13 protein-coding genes are annotated in these 16,090 nt (G+C 62.7%); 3 read left to right on the forward strand and 10 right to left on the reverse strand.

Going from position 1 to position 16,090, the window contains the following annotated elements; genetic code table 11:
- The first annotated feature begins 40 nt into the window (after positions 1-40).
- Complete coding sequence (locus EN885_RS27155) at positions 41-1,237, forward strand: DUF2865 domain-containing protein (RefSeq protein ID WP_128242520.1); 1,197 nt, start codon at positions 41-43, stop codon at positions 1,235-1,237.
- Here the strand turns inward: EN885_RS27155 and gltX are convergent.
- The 5 genes from gltX to EN885_RS27180 all read right to left on the reverse strand — a co-directional run bounded on the left by gltX (position 1,155) and on the right by EN885_RS27180 (position 7,967).
- On the reverse strand, positions 1,155-2,528 hold the full coding sequence (gene gltX / locus EN885_RS27160) for a glutamate--tRNA ligase (protein WP_127291566.1): 1,374 nt from the start codon (positions 2,526-2,528) through the stop codon (positions 1,155-1,157). The two genes, EN885_RS27155 and gltX, sit on opposite strands and share 83 nt — an antisense overlap.
- A gap of 136 nt (positions 2,529-2,664) precedes the next feature.
- On the reverse strand, positions 2,665-4,470 hold the full coding sequence (locus EN885_RS27165) for an ABC transporter ATP-binding protein (RefSeq protein WP_126106407.1): 1,806 nt from the start codon (positions 4,468-4,470) through the stop codon (positions 2,665-2,667).
- A 489-nt stretch (positions 4,471-4,959) separates the two neighbouring features.
- A complete protein-coding gene (locus EN885_RS27170; RefSeq protein WP_127204152.1) occupies positions 4,960-5,373 on the reverse strand; it encodes a GNAT family N-acetyltransferase in 414 nt (137 codons plus the stop codon).
- 55 nt (positions 5,374-5,428) lie between these two features.
- Positions 5,429-7,144 (reverse strand): NAD+ synthase, encoded by a 1,716-nt coding sequence (locus EN885_RS27175; RefSeq protein WP_128242519.1) that lies wholly within the window; start codon positions 7,142-7,144, stop codon positions 5,429-5,431.
- 109 nt (positions 7,145-7,253) lie between these two features.
- The gene (locus tag EN885_RS27180; RefSeq protein ID WP_128242518.1) at positions 7,254-7,967 is read right to left on the reverse strand and encodes a DNA-3-methyladenine glycosylase I; all 714 of its coding nucleotides are present in this window, start codon (positions 7,965-7,967) and stop codon (positions 7,254-7,256) included.
- 84 nt (positions 7,968-8,051) lie between these two features.
- On the opposite strand from EN885_RS27180, the gene EN885_RS27185 reads away from it, so the two are divergent.
- Entirely contained in the window at positions 8,052-8,615 is a 564-nt protein-coding gene (locus EN885_RS27185; protein ID WP_127291556.1) for a DUF1003 domain-containing protein, read from the forward strand.
- The gene (locus EN885_RS27190) at positions 8,612-9,199 is read left to right on the forward strand and encodes a DedA family protein (RefSeq protein ID WP_127291554.1); all 588 of its coding nucleotides are present in this window, start codon (positions 8,612-8,614) and stop codon (positions 9,197-9,199) included. Before EN885_RS27185 ends, EN885_RS27190 begins: the two co-directional genes overlap by 4 nt.
- Positions 9,200-9,202: 3 nt before the next feature.
- Here the strand turns inward: EN885_RS27190 and EN885_RS27195 are convergent, their stop codons facing one another.
- The 5 genes from EN885_RS27195 to mfd form a co-directional block, all read right to left on the reverse strand.
- Complete coding sequence (locus EN885_RS27195) at positions 9,203-9,787, reverse strand: hemerythrin domain-containing protein (RefSeq protein ID WP_128242517.1); 585 nt, start codon at positions 9,785-9,787, stop codon at positions 9,203-9,205.
- A gap of 40 nt (positions 9,788-9,827) precedes the next feature.
- Positions 9,828-10,187: a diacylglycerol kinase gene (locus EN885_RS27200; protein WP_029352991.1), complete on the reverse strand. Its 360-nt coding sequence runs from the start codon at positions 10,185-10,187 to the stop codon at positions 9,828-9,830.
- A gap of 76 nt (positions 10,188-10,263) precedes the next feature.
- Positions 10,264-10,683 (reverse strand): GFA family protein, encoded by a 420-nt coding sequence (locus EN885_RS27205; protein WP_128242516.1) that lies wholly within the window; start codon positions 10,681-10,683, stop codon positions 10,264-10,266.
- Positions 10,684-11,034: 351 nt separating this feature from the next.
- Positions 11,035-12,408, reverse strand: a complete 1,374-nt coding sequence (locus EN885_RS27210) for a 3-deoxy-7-phosphoheptulonate synthase class II (RefSeq protein WP_127291546.1) — start codon at positions 12,406-12,408, stop codon at positions 11,035-11,037.
- Between the two features lie 181 nt (positions 12,409-12,589).
- Positions 12,590-16,087 carry a transcription-repair coupling factor gene (mfd, locus tag EN885_RS27215; RefSeq protein WP_128242515.1) on the reverse strand — a complete coding sequence of 1,166 codons (3,498 nt, stop codon included), beginning with the start codon at positions 16,085-16,087 and terminating at the stop codon, positions 12,590-12,592.
- Positions 16,088-16,090 lie beyond the last annotated feature (3 nt).

The following is a 16,090-nucleotide window of genomic DNA, read 5'->3' on the forward strand; positions in this document are numbered from 1 at the left end:
GTAGCTTTCGCGACGGCCTGTTAAACGGAGTTCACGGCGAATGACGGGCGGAGGGTGGAATCTGACGCGTGCCGCCGTACTGCTCGGTGCCTTGACGTTAACAAGCTTTGCCGTCACCGAGCCGCATGCCGCCTCCCGTGTTTGCCGCCAGTTGGAGACCGATCTCGCGGCCGCTGCGCGTGGCGGCGGTGGCAAGCCGGCCCTGCTCAGGAAGTACGACGACGCGATCGTGCGGCAGCGCGAGCAGATTTCAAAGGCAAGCCGCCAGTTCGACAGCGCCGGCTGCGGCTTTTCGCTGGTCGGCCGCAATCGCAACGCATGCGCTGCACTCGAGGCCACGCTCGACCGCATGAACGCCAATCTCGATGCCCTGCAGGTCAAGCGCGCGCAGCTCGCCGGCGGCGGCTCGCGACGTGATCGAGCACGCATACTGGCCTCGCTCGACGCCAATGGCTGTCATGATAGCGCCGTGCCTTCGAAGCGTGTGCCTGTCCCCGAAGCGAACCGTGAAAACGGCAAAGGAAATCTGCTCGATCGGCTTTTGGGCGACGCCAGAAGTCAGCCCGATGCGCTGGATGAGCCGAGCGATCCCGATGAACAACGCGGTATCCGCGCCATGATCAATCGGCCAGACGGCATGGACCTGCCACGTCTTGGCGGCGAATTCCGCACAATGTGCGTGCGCACCTGCGACGGCTATTTCTTCCCGATGTCGAACGCCGCCTCGCTGGGCGATTTCGAGCGCGACCAGAAGAACTGCGATTCGAGCTGCCCCGGCACCGAGATGCAGGTGTTCTATACGCGCGGCATTGGCGACGATTCGGCCTCGATGACGTCCTCGATAACCGGCAGGCCCTACAGCGAACTGCCGACCGCCTATCTCTACAAGCAGCCCGAAACATCGCGGCCGTCGGCCTGCGGCTGCAACGCCTCGCGGAATTTCGAGATCATCGCCGGCAATCCGCCAAGCCCGGAGCAGTCCGAGGCCGACGTGGAGACCACGCCGTCCGTTCCGGTGCCTGCCGCCAGACCCGATCCAGGCGCCGACCCGGAGACTTTGGCCAATGTCGAAGGCGGGCTCGATCGCGAAGCCATCAAGCGCCTCGCCGTCAAACCCTCGCCGACGACCTTGCTGCCGCCGGAACGGCGCAAGGTCAGGGCCGTCGGGCCAGCGTTCCTTCCCGACCCAGCAGCGGCAACAGGTCTGCAAGCTCCGGCCCTGAAGGCTGTCCAGTAAGCGCCAGCCTGAGCGGCATGAACAGCGCCTTGCCCTTGCGGCCGGTCGCTTCCCTGATCCTGCCCGTCCACTCCTTCCAGACCGACCCGTTCCAGGGATCTTCCGGCAAAAGATCGAACGCCTGGCGAAGGAAATCGCGGTCGATATCGGAAAAGTCCGGCTGCTCCTGCGGGCCGTCGCGAAGTGTGCGCCACCAGATCGCTGCATCGGCCAGCCTGTCGAGATTGCCGCGCACCGCCAGCCAGAAGGGCTCGGCCTGTTCGCCGGAGATGCCGAGCACGATCAGTCGGTCACGCGCCTCGGAAAACGGCATATGGTGCAGCAGTGTGCGATTGAGCACGAAGAGCTCGTCCGGATCGAACTTGGCGGCAGATTTCGACGTCGCGGCCGGATCGAAGCGCCGGGCAAGCTCGGCCATGTCAGGCACCGCCACGACATTTTCCGAGGTGCCGACAAGCACGGCCAGCGAGGCGACGGCCATCGGCTCGATGCCGGTCTCGCGCAGGCTCTCGATCGAGAGCGCGCCGCTCCGCTTCGACAGGCCCTCGCCCGATGCGGTGGTCAAGAGATTATGGTGGCCGAACACCGGCGGCTCGGCACCAAGCGCCTGGAACAGGGCGATTTGCACGCCGGTATTGGTGACGTGGTCGTCGCCGCGGATCACGTGGCTGACGCCCATCTCGATGTCGTCGACTACCGAAGGCAAAGTGTAGAGATAGGTGCCGTCCTCGCGCAGCAGAACCGGATCGGAAAGCGAGGCAAGATCGACGGTTTCCTCGCCGCGCACCAGATCGTTCCAGTGGATTTCGGTGCGCTCCGGCGCTAAGGGATCACTGGTGAAATTGGGCAGGAGAAAGCGCCAGTGCGGCCGGCGGCCATCTGCCTGGTATTCGGCGACCTGCTCAGGCGTCAGCGTCAGCGCCTCCCGACCATAGACCGGCGGCAGGCCGCGCGTGCGGCGCACCTTGCGCCTGAGATCGAGCTCTTCCGGGGTTTCGTAGCAGGCATAGAGAAGGCGCGCCGCCTTCAATTTCTCCACCATCGCATCGTAGATCTCGAAGCGCCGTGACTGGTATTCCGTGGCGTCCGGAAAGATGCCCAGCCAATGCAGGTCGTAGAGGATGGCGTCGGAGAATTCCTGCGTCGAGCGCGCGACGTCGGTGTCGTCGAAACGCTGGATGAAGCGGCCCTTGTTGTTCATGGCGAACAGCCAGTTGAACAGCGCGGTGCGCGCATTGCCGATATGAATGCGGCCGGTCGGTGATGGGGCGAAACGGACGGTGACTGTCATGGGCGGGGCGTACCGGATGGTTTTCGTATTGACAAGACACGCCCCCGCGCCTGGCGGCAGACATAGAACATGACGAAGGCGATGAAAAGGCGGCAGCGCCGCGCGTCCATTAACACGCGCGCGGCGCTGTAACCCGTCAGATCACCAGCCCCTTCGTCAATTCGAGCGCCTGGCGCTCGAACAGCCGGCGGTAGATGCCACCCTGCAGCCGGATCAACTGGTCATGCGAACCCTCTTCGACGATGCGGCCGCGATCGAACACCAGAAGCCTGTCCAGCGCCCGCACCGTTGAAAGCCGGTGCGCGATGACCAGCGTCGTGCGGCCGACCATCAAGCGCTCCATCGCCTGTTGGATCAGCACCTCCGATTCCGAATCGAGGCTCGACGTCGCCTCGTCCAGGATGAGGATCCGCGCATCGGCGAGGAAAGCGCGCGCGATCGCCACGCGCTGGCGCTCGCCGCCCGATAGTTTCACGCCGCGCTCGCCGACCAGCGTGCCATAGCCTTTGGGCAGATCGACGATGAAGTCGTGCGCGCTGGCCAGCCGCGCGGCGTGCTCGATCTCGGCTTGCGTGGCGCTCGGCCGGGCATAGGCGATGTTTTCGGCCAGCGACCGGTGGAACAGGATGGGCTCCTGCTGGACGATGGCGATCTGCCCGCGCAGCGACGCCTGCGCCACCCCGGCAATATCCTGGCCGTCGATCAGGATGCTTCCCGCGTTCACGTCGTAAAGGCGCTGGATCAGCTTGACGAAGGTCGTCTTGCCCGAGCCCGAATGGCCGACCAGCCCGACGCGCTCGCCAGGCGCGATGTCCACCGAAAAGTCGCGATAGAGCGGCAGGCGGTGGCTGCCATAGTGGAAGGTGACATCGTCGAAGCTGATGCGGCCGTCGGTGATGCGGATCGGCTTGGCGCCGGGCACATCCTCGATGCCGAGCGGCTCGGACTGGAAGTCGACCAGTTCCTCCATGTCGTTGATCGAGCGCTGCAAATTGCGGATATGCGTGCCGATGTCGCGCAAATAGCCTTGCAGCACGAAGAACGAGGTCAGCACGAAGGTGACATCGCCGGCGCTCGCCTGCCCCCACGCCCACAAAAGCAGCGAAAATCCGATCACCGCGGTTCTCAGAAGCAGCAGCATCGCCCCTTGCGTGGTGCCGTTGACGGTGCCGCGCACCCAGGTGCGGCGCGTGCGAGCGCGCCATCTGGCAACCACCTTGGCAAGGCGCGTTTCCTCACGTTCCTCGGCGCCAAAGCCCTTGACCACCGCATTGCAGCTCACCGCATCGGCCAGCGAGCCGCCAAGGCGCGTGTCCCATGCGTTGGCAAGCCTTGCCGCAGGCGCGACATAGCCAAGCGACAGCAGCGCCGTCACCGCGATGAACAGCACCGAGCCTGCAGCGACTACGGCACCCATCAGCGGCCAGAACCAGCCGAGCAGCAGCGTCGAGCCGACAAGCATGACGACGGACGGCAGCAGCGCGATCAGGATCGTGTCGTTGAGCAGATCGAGCGCCCACATGCCGCGCGTTATCTTGCGCACGGTCGACCCGGCGAAGCTGTTGGCATGCCAGTCGGTGGAGAAGCGCTGGACGCGGTGGAAGGCGTCGGCGGCGATATCCGCCATCATCTTCAGGGTCAGCTCCACGATGGCCATGAAGGCGAGGTTGCGCAGCACGACACCGGTGAGCGCCAGAGCCACCAGCATGGAAAACGCCGCCATCGCCGCATTCCACGCGACATCGTCGGCCGCAGCGCTGCTGGCAACGGCGTCGACCAGCCGGCCCGAATAGAGCGGCGTCAGCACGTCGGCCAAGGTCGACAGCAGGAACGTGCCCATGATGAGCGTAAGCCGCCACGGCTGGCGCCGCCAATGGCTAAGCGTGAAGCCAAGGACGCTGCGAAAGGCGCCCGCGCGCAAATCTATCTGAAAACGAGCCATGATGTCATTCGGGCGCAAGCGAGCCCGGTCCCGGTAAGGTCGAAAATTGAAAAAACCCGCGTTGGGCGAATTAGCGCCCGGGAATGCGGAGGTTCGGCATATTTGGCGGCTCGCCCGAAGACGGGCGGCGACCGGCATCGACGAACGCCTGATGTCAGATGGGCTTGGGCGTGAAGGTGAAAACCTTCTGGCGCGCCTTCTGAGACCTAGGCTTCGCGGCCTCGCATAACGATGTCAAATCCTGCCATTCGGTCCTCCCGTTAGAGCGACATGCGTCCATTCGGACGCACAAAGTACGCTCTAACTTTGAATCTGCGCATCGTGCTTTCCGAAAATCGATGCCGATTTTCGGGCCGATGCGTAGGAATCGCGGAAAGGCGTTTATAGAGATGCCTCACCGCCACGCCAAGCCAGCGAGCGACCGAAAGCGCATCTGGTCCAACCAGTGAGACGTTTTTGCAACAATCGCGGGTTGTGCAATTTCCTCGTTCAGGCGGTCGAAATGCGGTCGAGACGCATATAGCGGCCATCGGTGGACGGCCTGAAACCAAGCTTCTCGTAGACCGCATGGGCATCATTCGTCGACAGGCTCCAATGGGTGACTGTCTTGCAATCCGGATGATCGATAAGCGCCTGGACAAGCCGCGTGCCGATGCCTCGCCCGCGATATTCCGGCCAGATGATGATATCGGCCAGATAGGCAAACACCGTGCGGTCGGTGATCGCCCGGCCAAAGCCGATCTGCTTACCGTCGGCATAAGCACCAACGCAAAGCGAGTTGGCAAAGGCGCGGCGGTGAAGTTCGTCGCTGCGCCCGCTGCCCCAATAGCTTGCCATCAACAGGTCGGAGGTCGCCCGGAAGTCAATCCGCGACACGTCGAAGCTGATTTCACAATCAGGCATGGCTATCCCATTGAGCATCCGGCCCCAGCCATTTCACAGGGGCGAGAAACGGCGCCTATCCGCCATCCCTGAACCGGTTGGTGATGGGATAACGGCGGTCGCGGCCGAAATTCTTCTTGGTGATCTTCACGCCGGGCGCTGCCTGCCGGCGCTTATATTCCGCGATGTAGAGCAGGTGCTCGACGCGCGTCACCGTCGCCCGGTCGTGGCCGCGGGCAACGATCTCGTCGACACCCATCTCGTTCTCGACCAGACACTCCAAGATGTCGTCCAGCACCGGATAGGGCGGCAGCGAATCCTGATCCGTCTGGTTCTCGCGCAGTTCCGCCGACGGCGCCTTGTCGATGATATTGTTCGGGATCACCTCGCCGGAAGGGCCTAGCGCGCCAGGCGGCACGTGCGTATTGCGCCAGCGCGACAGCGCATAGACCTGCATCTTGTAGAGGTCCTTGATCGGGTTGAAGCCGCCATTCATATCGCCGTAGAGCGTGGCGTAGCCAACCGACATCTCGCTCTTGTTGCCGGTGGTGACCACCATCGAGCCGAACTTGTTGGAGATCGCCATCAAAATGGTGCCGCGCGCGCGGCTCTGCAGGTTTTCCTCGGTGATGCCTTCCTTGGTGCCCTCGAAAAGCTGCGTCAGCGTATGCAGGAATCCCTCGACCGGCTCGAAGATCGGCACGATATCGTAGCGGCACCCAAGCGCACGGGCGCAATCTTCAGCGTCCTTGAGCGAGTCCTTCGAAGTGTAGCGGTAAGGCATCATCACGGCGCGCAGCCGTTCCTCGCCGAGCGCATCGACGGCAAGTGCGGCGCAGATCGCCGAATCGATCCCGCCGGAAAGCCCGAGCACCACGTTCTTGAAGCCGTTTTTGTTGACGTAGTCGCGCAGGCCCAGCATGCAGGCGCGGTAATCGGCCTCCTCCTTCTCCGGGATTTTCGACATCGGCCCTTCGGAGCAGATCCAGCCCTCGGAATGATTTCCACTTTGCACACCTGCGGCGGAGCGGTTTCGCTTCCAGGTGGTGACGTTGACCGTCTCCTCGAACTGGCTCATCTGGAAGGCGAGCGTCTTGTCGGCGCCGATGGCAAACGACGCGCCGTCGAAGATCAGCTCGTCCTGGCCGCCAAGCTGGTTGGCATAGATGATCGGCAATCCGCATTCGATGACCTGGCGAATGACGATCTGGTGGCGAACGTCGACCTTGCCGCGATAATAGGGCGAGCCATTCGGCACCAGCAGGATTTCCGCACCGCTTTCGGCCAGCGTCTCGCAGATGCCGACATCGCCCCATATGTCTTCGCAGATCGGAATCCCCAGGCGCACGCCGCGGAAATTGACCGGTCCCTGGATTTCAGGGCCAGCCTGGAAGACGCGCTTCTCGTCGAATTCGCCGTAGTTCGGCAGATCGAGCTTGTAGCGCTCGGCAAGGATCTTGCCGCCATCGGCAACGATGATCGAATTGTGCGTGCCGCTCTTGCGCTTCAGCGGCGTGCCGATGATGACGCCCGGCCCGCCATCGGCGGTATCGCCAGAAAAATCCTTCGCCGCTCGTTCGCAGGCCTTCAGGAATGCAGGCTTCAGCACCAGGTCCTCGGGTGGATAGCCGGCGAGGAAAAGCTCGGTGAACAGCACGAGGTCTGCGCCCTGGCGAGCGGCATCCGCCCTCGCCTCGCGCGCCTTGGCGAGATTGCCGGCGACGTCGCCAACCGTCGGATTGAGCTGGGCGACGGCGATGCGCAATATCTCGGAAGCGGTATTGTCGGTCATGCCTGCTGACTTAGCGCGACAGAATTCGCCGGGCAATGGCGTTCATTTGGACCACTGACAGAGTGACATATGTCATTCGTGTCAAACCGATCGACATATCGATCGTGTCCTATTCGCCCATATATTCGCGCAGTGCCTCCGGCGAGTGGTTCTCGCCGATCGACATCGCCAGAATGCGCGAAATATGCCGGCGCGGCAGCCCGGTTTGCGCCGCCCAGGCATTGATCTGGTTCTGGATCTTGTCGAGATCCCTCTTCGAGGTCGGGCTTTCGGCGATGTCCAGGCCGGCGTCGCGCAGCGCCGCCGCCATGTCGGCCGAGACGATGAAGGCGTCCCAGTCCAGCCATCTCAGAAAATACTGGCCGGTGTGGCCGCCGAGCCGGCTGCCATGCTTGCCGAGATAGGCCATCAGCCCGATCTGATCATCCGCCGGCCAATCGGCGAGGAATTTGCCGAAGCCGCCATGCTCCTTCGACACCCGGTCGACAAAGGCCGCGTTGTCACGAACGGATTTGATCTTCTGCGGGTTGCGCACGATGCGTTGATCGGCCGTCAGCTCGTGCCAGAAATCATCGGGCTGGAACAGCAGCCGCTTCGGCTCGAAGCGCAGGAACGCTTCTTCGAAACCAGGCCATTTCTGCTCGATGACGCGCCAAACGAATCCGGCCGCGAAAACACGCTCGGCCATGATCGAGAGGATGCGGTCGTCGGCAACGTCAGCCACCGCGGCATTGTCGGGCATAGGCCCCAGCAGCGATGCCAGCGCCGCTTCCCCGCCCTTGCGTTTGGCCGCGCGGGCGCGGATTTTCTGAAAATCCATCATTGTTTCCTCACCTTATCGCGTCAATCTACCACTTCCCGTGCGAACCAGTAGCCTCTACCTCTATCGCTGACGACGGAGGCGACGATGAACAAGACGATCGAGGAACTGGCGAACCGTTGGCTGAAGCGAAAGCCGGACGGCCTCAGCGCACCTGAAAACCGGGTGCTGCAATCAACGATCGAGCGCACCACGATCTCCAAGGATACCAACAAGGCTGTCGCCTTTCACCAGACGTTTGGCGACCGCCTCGCCGACACCATCGCCCGGATCGGCGGCTCGTGGTCCTTCATCCTGACATTCATTGCCTTCCTGATCCTGTGGACGGCAGGCAATGTCTGGCTTTTGACGCGCGACGCCTTTGATCCCTATCCCTTCATCTTCCTCAACCTCGTGCTTTCCATGGTCGCGGCCCTGCAGGCGCCGGTGATCATGATGGCGCAGAACCGCCAGACCGAGCGCGATCGTATCGATGCCGCGCACGACTACGAGGTCAATCTCAAGGCCGAGATCGAGATCATGGCGCTGCATGAGAAGCTGGACGAACTGCGCCACAGCCAGATCGTCGGCATGCGCGACGAGATCGCGCAGCTGGCCGAACAGGTGAAGCGGATCGACGAGATTCTGTCGAAGCAGCGGACGCGTCCATGACGGATGCCATCCATAATCTCATCGAGCAATATGGGCTGATTGCCGTCTTTCTGGGCTGTATCGCCGAGGGCGAAAGTGCCGCCCTCCTTGGCGGTTTTTTCGCGCATCAGCATGTCTTCGTCCTGTGGCAGGCCTTTCTCGCGGCTGCCATCGGCGCCTTTGTCGGCGACATTTTCTTTTTCACCCTCGGCCGAAGCTTCGCCGACCATCCGCTCGTGATTAAATTGAGGGGTCGGCCAGGCTTCAGTCACGCCTATCGTCTCGTCTCCAGCCATCCCGACATTTTCGTGCTGTCGAACCGCTTTATCTATGGCCTGCGCCTGGTCGGCGGCATCGCCGCCGGATTGTCCGGCATTGGCGTGGCGCGCTTTGTCATCCTCAACGCCATTTCATCAATCATCTGGGCCGCATTGTTCGCCGCCCTCGGCTATGTTTTCGGATTGGGCGCCGAGCGCATCGTCGGCCAGGCGCTGGCCCGTCACGAGCGATTGCTGATCGCCCTGGCGATTGGCCTGGGCGTGGCCGTCCTTGCCTGGTTCGTTGCCCACCAAGTTGCCGGCAAGGAGCGCGCCAAGGAAATGTAAGGATCAGTCGATACCGAGCGCGCGGCCACGATCGAGGATCAGCGGAATGATCAAATCTTCCTCATCGGCAAGGTGCCGGGTCAGCATCGCGATCAGCCGGCTGTTCTCGTCGGCATAGGCATCGGCGGCGAAGCGCTGCTTGTCCTCGCTGTCCTGAAGCGTGCGGATGAAGGCGTTCGCCGTCTCGGCATTGCGCTCCAGCCCCTCATGGATCGTGTGATGATCGGCATCGAGAATCTCGAAGCCGCGTTTCAGCCTTGTCTCCGCCTTGGCGAAGACCGGAAAATAATGATGGTCCTCGACATTGTGGTGGCCGTCGAGATGGCCGAGAAAATCGTTGAGGCGCGGCGCGAACCAGCGCGCGAACTCCGGCGCCGTCAGCCTGCCCTCGCGATAGTCGCCGATACCGTTGGTCAGCATGCCGCCGAGTTCGCGGAACATGTCGTGCCGCTGCAGCCACATAGTGGCGATGCCGTGAATGTTGGAATGTGCGTGCCAGACCTCGCGCGGGTATTTTTCGGCCAGCCAGCGCAGATCGTCCGGCAGGCCTGCTCGCTCGAGCAGAAGAAAATCGGCACCTTCACCCATGACGGTCTCCTTTGGTAACCGTCATATAAGAGCTGAACTACTAGATCGGTAACCCCAAGATTCGCTCGATGATGGCGATGCCCCAGACGCCGGCAACGATCACCACCGAAATCAGCACCGCCAGCGAGCCGCAGTCCTTGGCGAGCTGGATATCGACGTTGAATTCCCGGCTGAATGCATCGCATGCCGCCTCGATGCCGGTGTTCAGCACTTCGACCATGATCAGAAGCAGCACCGCGCCGATCAGCAGCGCATAGCCGCGCCACGACACTGAAACAAACCAGCCGAGCGGCAGCGCCAGCACGAGCAGCATCAGCTCCTGCTGGAAGGCTTTTTCGCTGGAAGCCAATTTGCGAAACGCCCGCACTGAATTGAAGAAAGCATCGATCAGCCGCTGCATGCCAAACCTTTTCCGAATCACCGGCAGGGGATAGCGCAACGGCCGGATCAAGGGAATAAGGCGATTGCTGCAAAAATCATTCGTCGGCGACCTTGATCGACGGGTCCGACCTTTCGAACTGCGGCAGCGTATCGTCGATCGAATAATAATCTCCCTTGTCGCCGACAAAGATATGGCTTTGGCCGGAAAGGCCGGATGGCCTGTCGAAGGAGCCGGCCATGATCGAAATTGAGTCCAGTTCGCCATGCTTCCAGAACAGCAGCGAGCCGCAGGTCCTGCAGAACCCGCGCTTGGCCACATCGGAAGCACCATACCAGGCGAGCGCATCCTTCCCTTCGATATCGATGTCGGCGTCCTTGGCAGCGGTTGCGGCAACGAAATGCCCGGTCTGCTTCCGGCACTGTGAACAATGGCAATAGACGACACCGCGCAGCGGACCCCGCGTCCTGAAGCGCACGGCTCCGCACAGGCATGATCCGCTGTGATTGTCATCCATCTCGGCCTCCAACGAAATCGCCATCCATGGCATCGGCATCGTTGTCAGGATTCCAGTTTTGCAGCGACTGTGCCCAAGCAAATGCGACATTCGGCGGGCATGTTCCGCACAGCACGGTTTGTACAAAGCGGTTGGGAGCGCGGGCGCTGACCGGTTTGGGCCATCGGCGCCTCCGTTCTGTTCCTCGCGCAAGGTGCATAACCAATTGCATTTCGCAATCAGTTTATCGCAAGGCGCCTGGAATTCAATGCGGAACTTCGCGGGACCGGCACAACGAGACCCGCCGGCTGAATCAGGGAGCGCCGGATTTCTCCGGCGCTTCGTTGATCGTGAATTTCGACGCCGCTGAAATCAGCCGTTGACGGCCTGCTTGTGCTGGACCGGGTGGCTCTTTTTGAGCAGATCCGAGACCAGGAATGCCAGCTCGATGGCCTGGTCGGCGTTGAGGCGCGGGTCGCAATGGGTGTGGTAGCGATCCTGCAGCTCTTCGGCGGTGATGGCGCGGGCGCCACCGGTGCATTCGGTGACGTTCTTGCCGGTCATCTCGATATGGATGCCGCCCGGATGCGTGCCTTCGGCGCGATGCACCTCGAAGAAGGTCTGCACTTCCTTCAGGATGCGGTCGAACGGCCGCGTTTTGTAGCCGGCGGCCTCGATGGTGTTGCCATGCATCGGGTCCGACGACCACACCACGCTGCGGCCTTCTTTTTTTACCGCGCGCAGCAGCTTCGGCAGGTGGTCGGCGACCTTGTCGGAGCCGAAGCGCGCGATCAGCGTCAGCCGGCCGGGCTCGTTCTCCGGATTGAGCAGGTCGATGAGCTGCAACAGGCCGTCCGGCGTCAGCGACGGGCCGCATTTCAGGCCCAGCGGGTTCTTGATGCCACGGCAGTATTCGACATGGGCATGGTCGGGCTGGCGCGTGCGATCGCCGATCCAGATCATGTGTCCGGAAGTGGCGTACCAATCGCCTGACGTCGAATCGACGCGGGTCAGCGCCTCCTCGTAGCCGAGCAGCAGCGCTTCGTGGCTGGTGTAGAAATCGGTCTCGCGCAGCGCGTAATTGGTCTCCGAGGTGATGCCGACAGCCTTCATGAAGTCCATCGTCTCGGTGATGCGGTTGGCGAGCGACTCGTATTTCTCGCCCTGAGGGCTGTCGGACACGAAGCCCAGCATCCATTGATGCACATTTTCCAGGCTGGCGTAGCCGCCCTGGGCGAAGGCGCGCAACAGGTTGAGCGTCGCCGCCGACTGGCGGTAGGCCATCTCCTGGCGCGCAGGATCGGGAATGCGCGACTTGGCGTCGAACTCGATGCCGTTGATGATGTCGCCGCGATAGCTGGGCAGCGTCACGCCACCCTTGGTCTCGTTGTCGGACGAGCGCGGCTTGGCGAACTGGCCAGCGACACGACCGACCTTCACCACCGGCTGCGCGCCGGCGAAAGTCAGCACCACGGACATCTGCAGGAAGACGCGGAAGAAGTCGCGGATGTTGTCCGCGCCATGCTCGGCAAAACTCTCGGCGCAATCGCCGCCCTGCAGAAGGAATGCGTCACCGGCAGCGACGGTCGCAAGCTGCTTCTTCAGCTTGCGTGCCTCACCTGCAAAAACCAGCGGCGGGAAGGTGGCGAGCTGGGCTTCCGTGTTCCTCAGATTGGCAAGATCCGGATAGGCAGGAATCTGCTGGATCGGCTTTGCTCTCCACGAATTCGGCGACCATTTCGTCATCGTTGCACCCAACGTTCTTTCCAGCGGGCGCTATCGCCCGCCATTTCGCCCCAATATGGGGATCGCGGCTCCATACACGAAGCCGATTTCCTATTCTAGACCGGATTTGGACGTGTGGCGAATGGCGTGGCGCGGCGAAACTACCGGCGTAGTCATCGGCCAAAGCACCAGCAACGCCTTGCTACGCAGCCTTTTCCACCAGCCGAGCCAATTGCGTCATGACGACGGCGGACCCAGCCAGCCGCTTTTCAGGTGTTGGCCAGTCGCGGACGAAAACGACGCTGTGATCCGGCCGGATCTTGGCCAGCGAGCCCTGCTCGCCGATGAACGTGACCAGCCCGACAGGATTGGAAAACTCGCGCTTGCGGAAATGTATGACGACGCCCTTTGGCCCGGCATCGAGCTTTTCGACATTGGCCTTGCGGCAGAGCGCCTTGATGAAGACGATCTTCAAGAGATGCTTCACCTCCTCCGGCAGCGGGCCGAAGCGGTCGATCAGCTCGGCGCCGAAAGCATCGATCTCCTCGGTGTTTTCGAGATCGCCGAGGCGGCGATAGAGCGCCAGCCGCAGCTGCAGATCCGGAACATAGCTTTCCGGGATCATCACCGCTGTGCCGACGGCGATCTGTGGCGACCAGCCGCTATCCTGCACCTCGCCGGAATCCTTCACCTCGGCGACCGCTTCTTCCAGCATCTGCTGGTAAAGCTCGAAGCCGACCTCCTTGATGTGGCCGGATTGCTCTTCGCCGAGAAGATTGCCGGCGCCTCTGATATCGAGATCGTGACTGGCGAGCTGGAAGCCGGCGCCCAGCGTGTCGAGCGACTGCAGCACCTTCAGCCGGCGCTCGGCGGTGTCGGTCAGCTTGCGATTGGCCGGCAGCGTGAACAGCGCATAGGCGCGCACCTTCGAGCGGCCGACGCGGCCGCGCAACTGGTACAGCTGCGACAGGCCGAACATGTCGGCGCGATGCACGATCAGCGTGTTGGCGGTCGGGATATCGAGGCCGGATTCGACAATGGTTGTCGACAGCAACACATCGTACTGGCCGTCGTAGAAGGCGTTCATGATGTCGTCGAGCTCGCCGGGCGGCATCTGGCCGTGAGCGACGGACACTTTCAGCTCGGGCACAGATTCCCGAAGGAAATCATGGATTTCCGCCAAATCGCTGATGCGCGGCACGACATAAAAGGAATGACCACCTCGGTAGCGTTCCCTGAGCAGGGTCTCGCGGATGACCAGCGGGTCGAAGGGCGAGATGAAGGTGCGCACCGCCAGGCGGTCGACCGGCGGCGTGGCGATCAGCGACAGTTCGCGCACCCCGGTCAACGCCAGTTGCAGCGTGCGCGGGATCGGCGTCGCCGACAGTGTCAGCACATGCACGTCGCTCTTCAAATCCTTCAGCCGTTCCTTGTGCTTGACGCCAAAATGCTGCTCCTCGTCAATGATTAGGAGGCCGAGATTCTTGAACGAGATCGACGAGCCGAGCAGCGCATGGGTGCCGACGACGATGTCGACCGTGCCTTCGGCGATACCCTTCTTGGCCTCGGCCAGATCCTTGGCTCCAACCAGGCGCGATGCCTGGGCGACGCGGATCGGCAGGCCGGAAAAGCGCTGCGAAAAGGTCTTGAAATGCTGGCGTGACAACAGCGTCGTAGGCACCACCACCGCGACCTGAAACCCTTCCATCGCCGCGATGAAGGCGGCACGAAGGGCGACTTCGGTCTTGCCGAAGCCGACGTCGCCGCAGATCAGCCGGTCCATCGGCTTTCCCGCGCCCAGATCGCCCATGACCGAATCGATCGCCGTCTGCTGGTCGTCGGTTTCCTCGTAGGGGAAACGCGCGGAGAATTCGCCATAGAGACCATCTGCCGGCACCAGCGAAGGAGCGGCGCGCATCTGCCGCTCGGCGGCAATGCGGATCAACTGTCCGGCCATGTCGAGCAGGCGTTTCTTCAGCCGCGCCTTGCGCGACTGCCAGGCGCCGCCGCCAAGCTTGTCCAACGTCGCTTCGGCCGAATCCGAGCCATAGCGCGACAGAAGCTCGATGTTCTCCACCGGCAGGAACAGTCGGTCGTCGCCGGCATAATGGATCTCGAGGCAATCATGCGGCGCACCAACCGCCTCGATGGTGCGCAGCCCCATGAAGCGGCCAATGCCGTGGTCGGTATGGACGACGATATCGCCGGAGGACAACGCCGAGGCCTCGGCGATGAAGTCGGAAGGACGCTTCTTGCGCTTCGAGCGACGGATCAGCCGGTCGCCCAAAATGTCCTGCTCGGCGACGACGACCAGTTTCTCGGTCTCGAAGCCGGATTCGAGCGGCAGAACGGCAAGTGCCGCCTGCCCCGTCTCGAGTTTTTCCGCCTCGGCCAGCGTGGCAACCGGCTTGAGATTGCCGAGATGATGCTCCGCCAGGATCTGGCCGAGCCGGTCGAGCGAACCTTCGGTCCAGCCGGCGATGACGACGCGGCGGCGGGCGGCCCGCTCATCGGCAATGTGTTTTACGACGACGTCGAAGACGTTGACGTTGGGGTCGGCGCGTTCCTCGACGAAGCTGCGGCCATGCCGCGAGCCGGCATGGAAGATTTTCCTCGCGCCGGCGTCGGGCGCATCGAACGGCGTGAAGTCGATCGCTTCGCGCGGGCCAAGCGAGGCGATGAGGTTTTCGGGCGACAAATAAAGCAGGTCGGGCGGCACCGGCTTATATGGCACGGCATCCTTCAGTGCGCCGTCGGCCTGCTTCCTGCGCGCCTCGTAATGGTCGAGGATCAGCGCATGGCGCTCAGTCAGCGCCTCATGCGCCAGATGGTCGAACACAACAGGCGTGTCCGGCAGATAGTCGAACACCGTCTCCAGCCGCTCGTAGAAGAACGGCAGCCAGTGCTCCATGCCGGCGAAACGCCGTCCCTCGCTGACCGCCGCATAGAGCCCATCGTCGCGCGAGGGCGCGCCAAAGGCTTCGATGTAGCTGCGGCGGAAACGGCTGATGGTCTCCGGCGTCAGCGCCACTTCACTCATCGCCTGCAGCGCCATCGACTTGCGTTGGCCGATGGTGCGCTGCGTGGCGGCGTCGAAGACGCGGATCGATTCCAGCGTGTCGCCGAAGAAATCGAGGCGCAGCGCTTCCGTCCAGCCCGGCGCGAACAGGTCCAGAATGCCGCCGCGCACGGCAAACTCGCCGACGCCGCGCACTGTAGGCACCCGCTCGAAGCCTGATATCTCCAGCCGCGACACCAGCCCATTCATGTCAATCTGGTTGCCGGGTTTTGCGTGAAATGTCTGTGCCTCGACGAGGCTTGCCGGCGGAATGCGCTGCAGCAGCGCATTGGCGGTGGTCAGGATGACGGCGCGGTGCGGTTTTTTCACCAGCGCGATCATCGCGGTGAGCGCGTCCAGACGCCGCGCGGCAGCATCCGCTCCAGGCGAGACGCGGTCGTAAGGTAGACAATCCCAGGCCGGCAGCTCGAGCACGGGCAGGCCTGGCGCTGCGAATGAAAGCGCCTCGATGATCGAAGGCAGGCGCTGGCCGTCGCGCGCCACGAACAGCACCGGCTTGTCGGGCGCAATCTCGTGCGCGGCCTGCACCAGCGCAAAGGCTTCGTAACCATCGGCGACACCGTCGACGATGAACTGGCCGGCGCGGCCTTTCGGCAGGCCGATGGTGGGGATCAAGCTCATGAA

The sequence above is a fragment of the Mesorhizobium sp. M6A.T.Cr.TU.014.01.1.1 genome (assembly GCF_004022765.1).
Lineage (GTDB): Bacteria > Pseudomonadota > Alphaproteobacteria > Rhizobiales > Rhizobiaceae > Mesorhizobium > Mesorhizobium mediterraneum.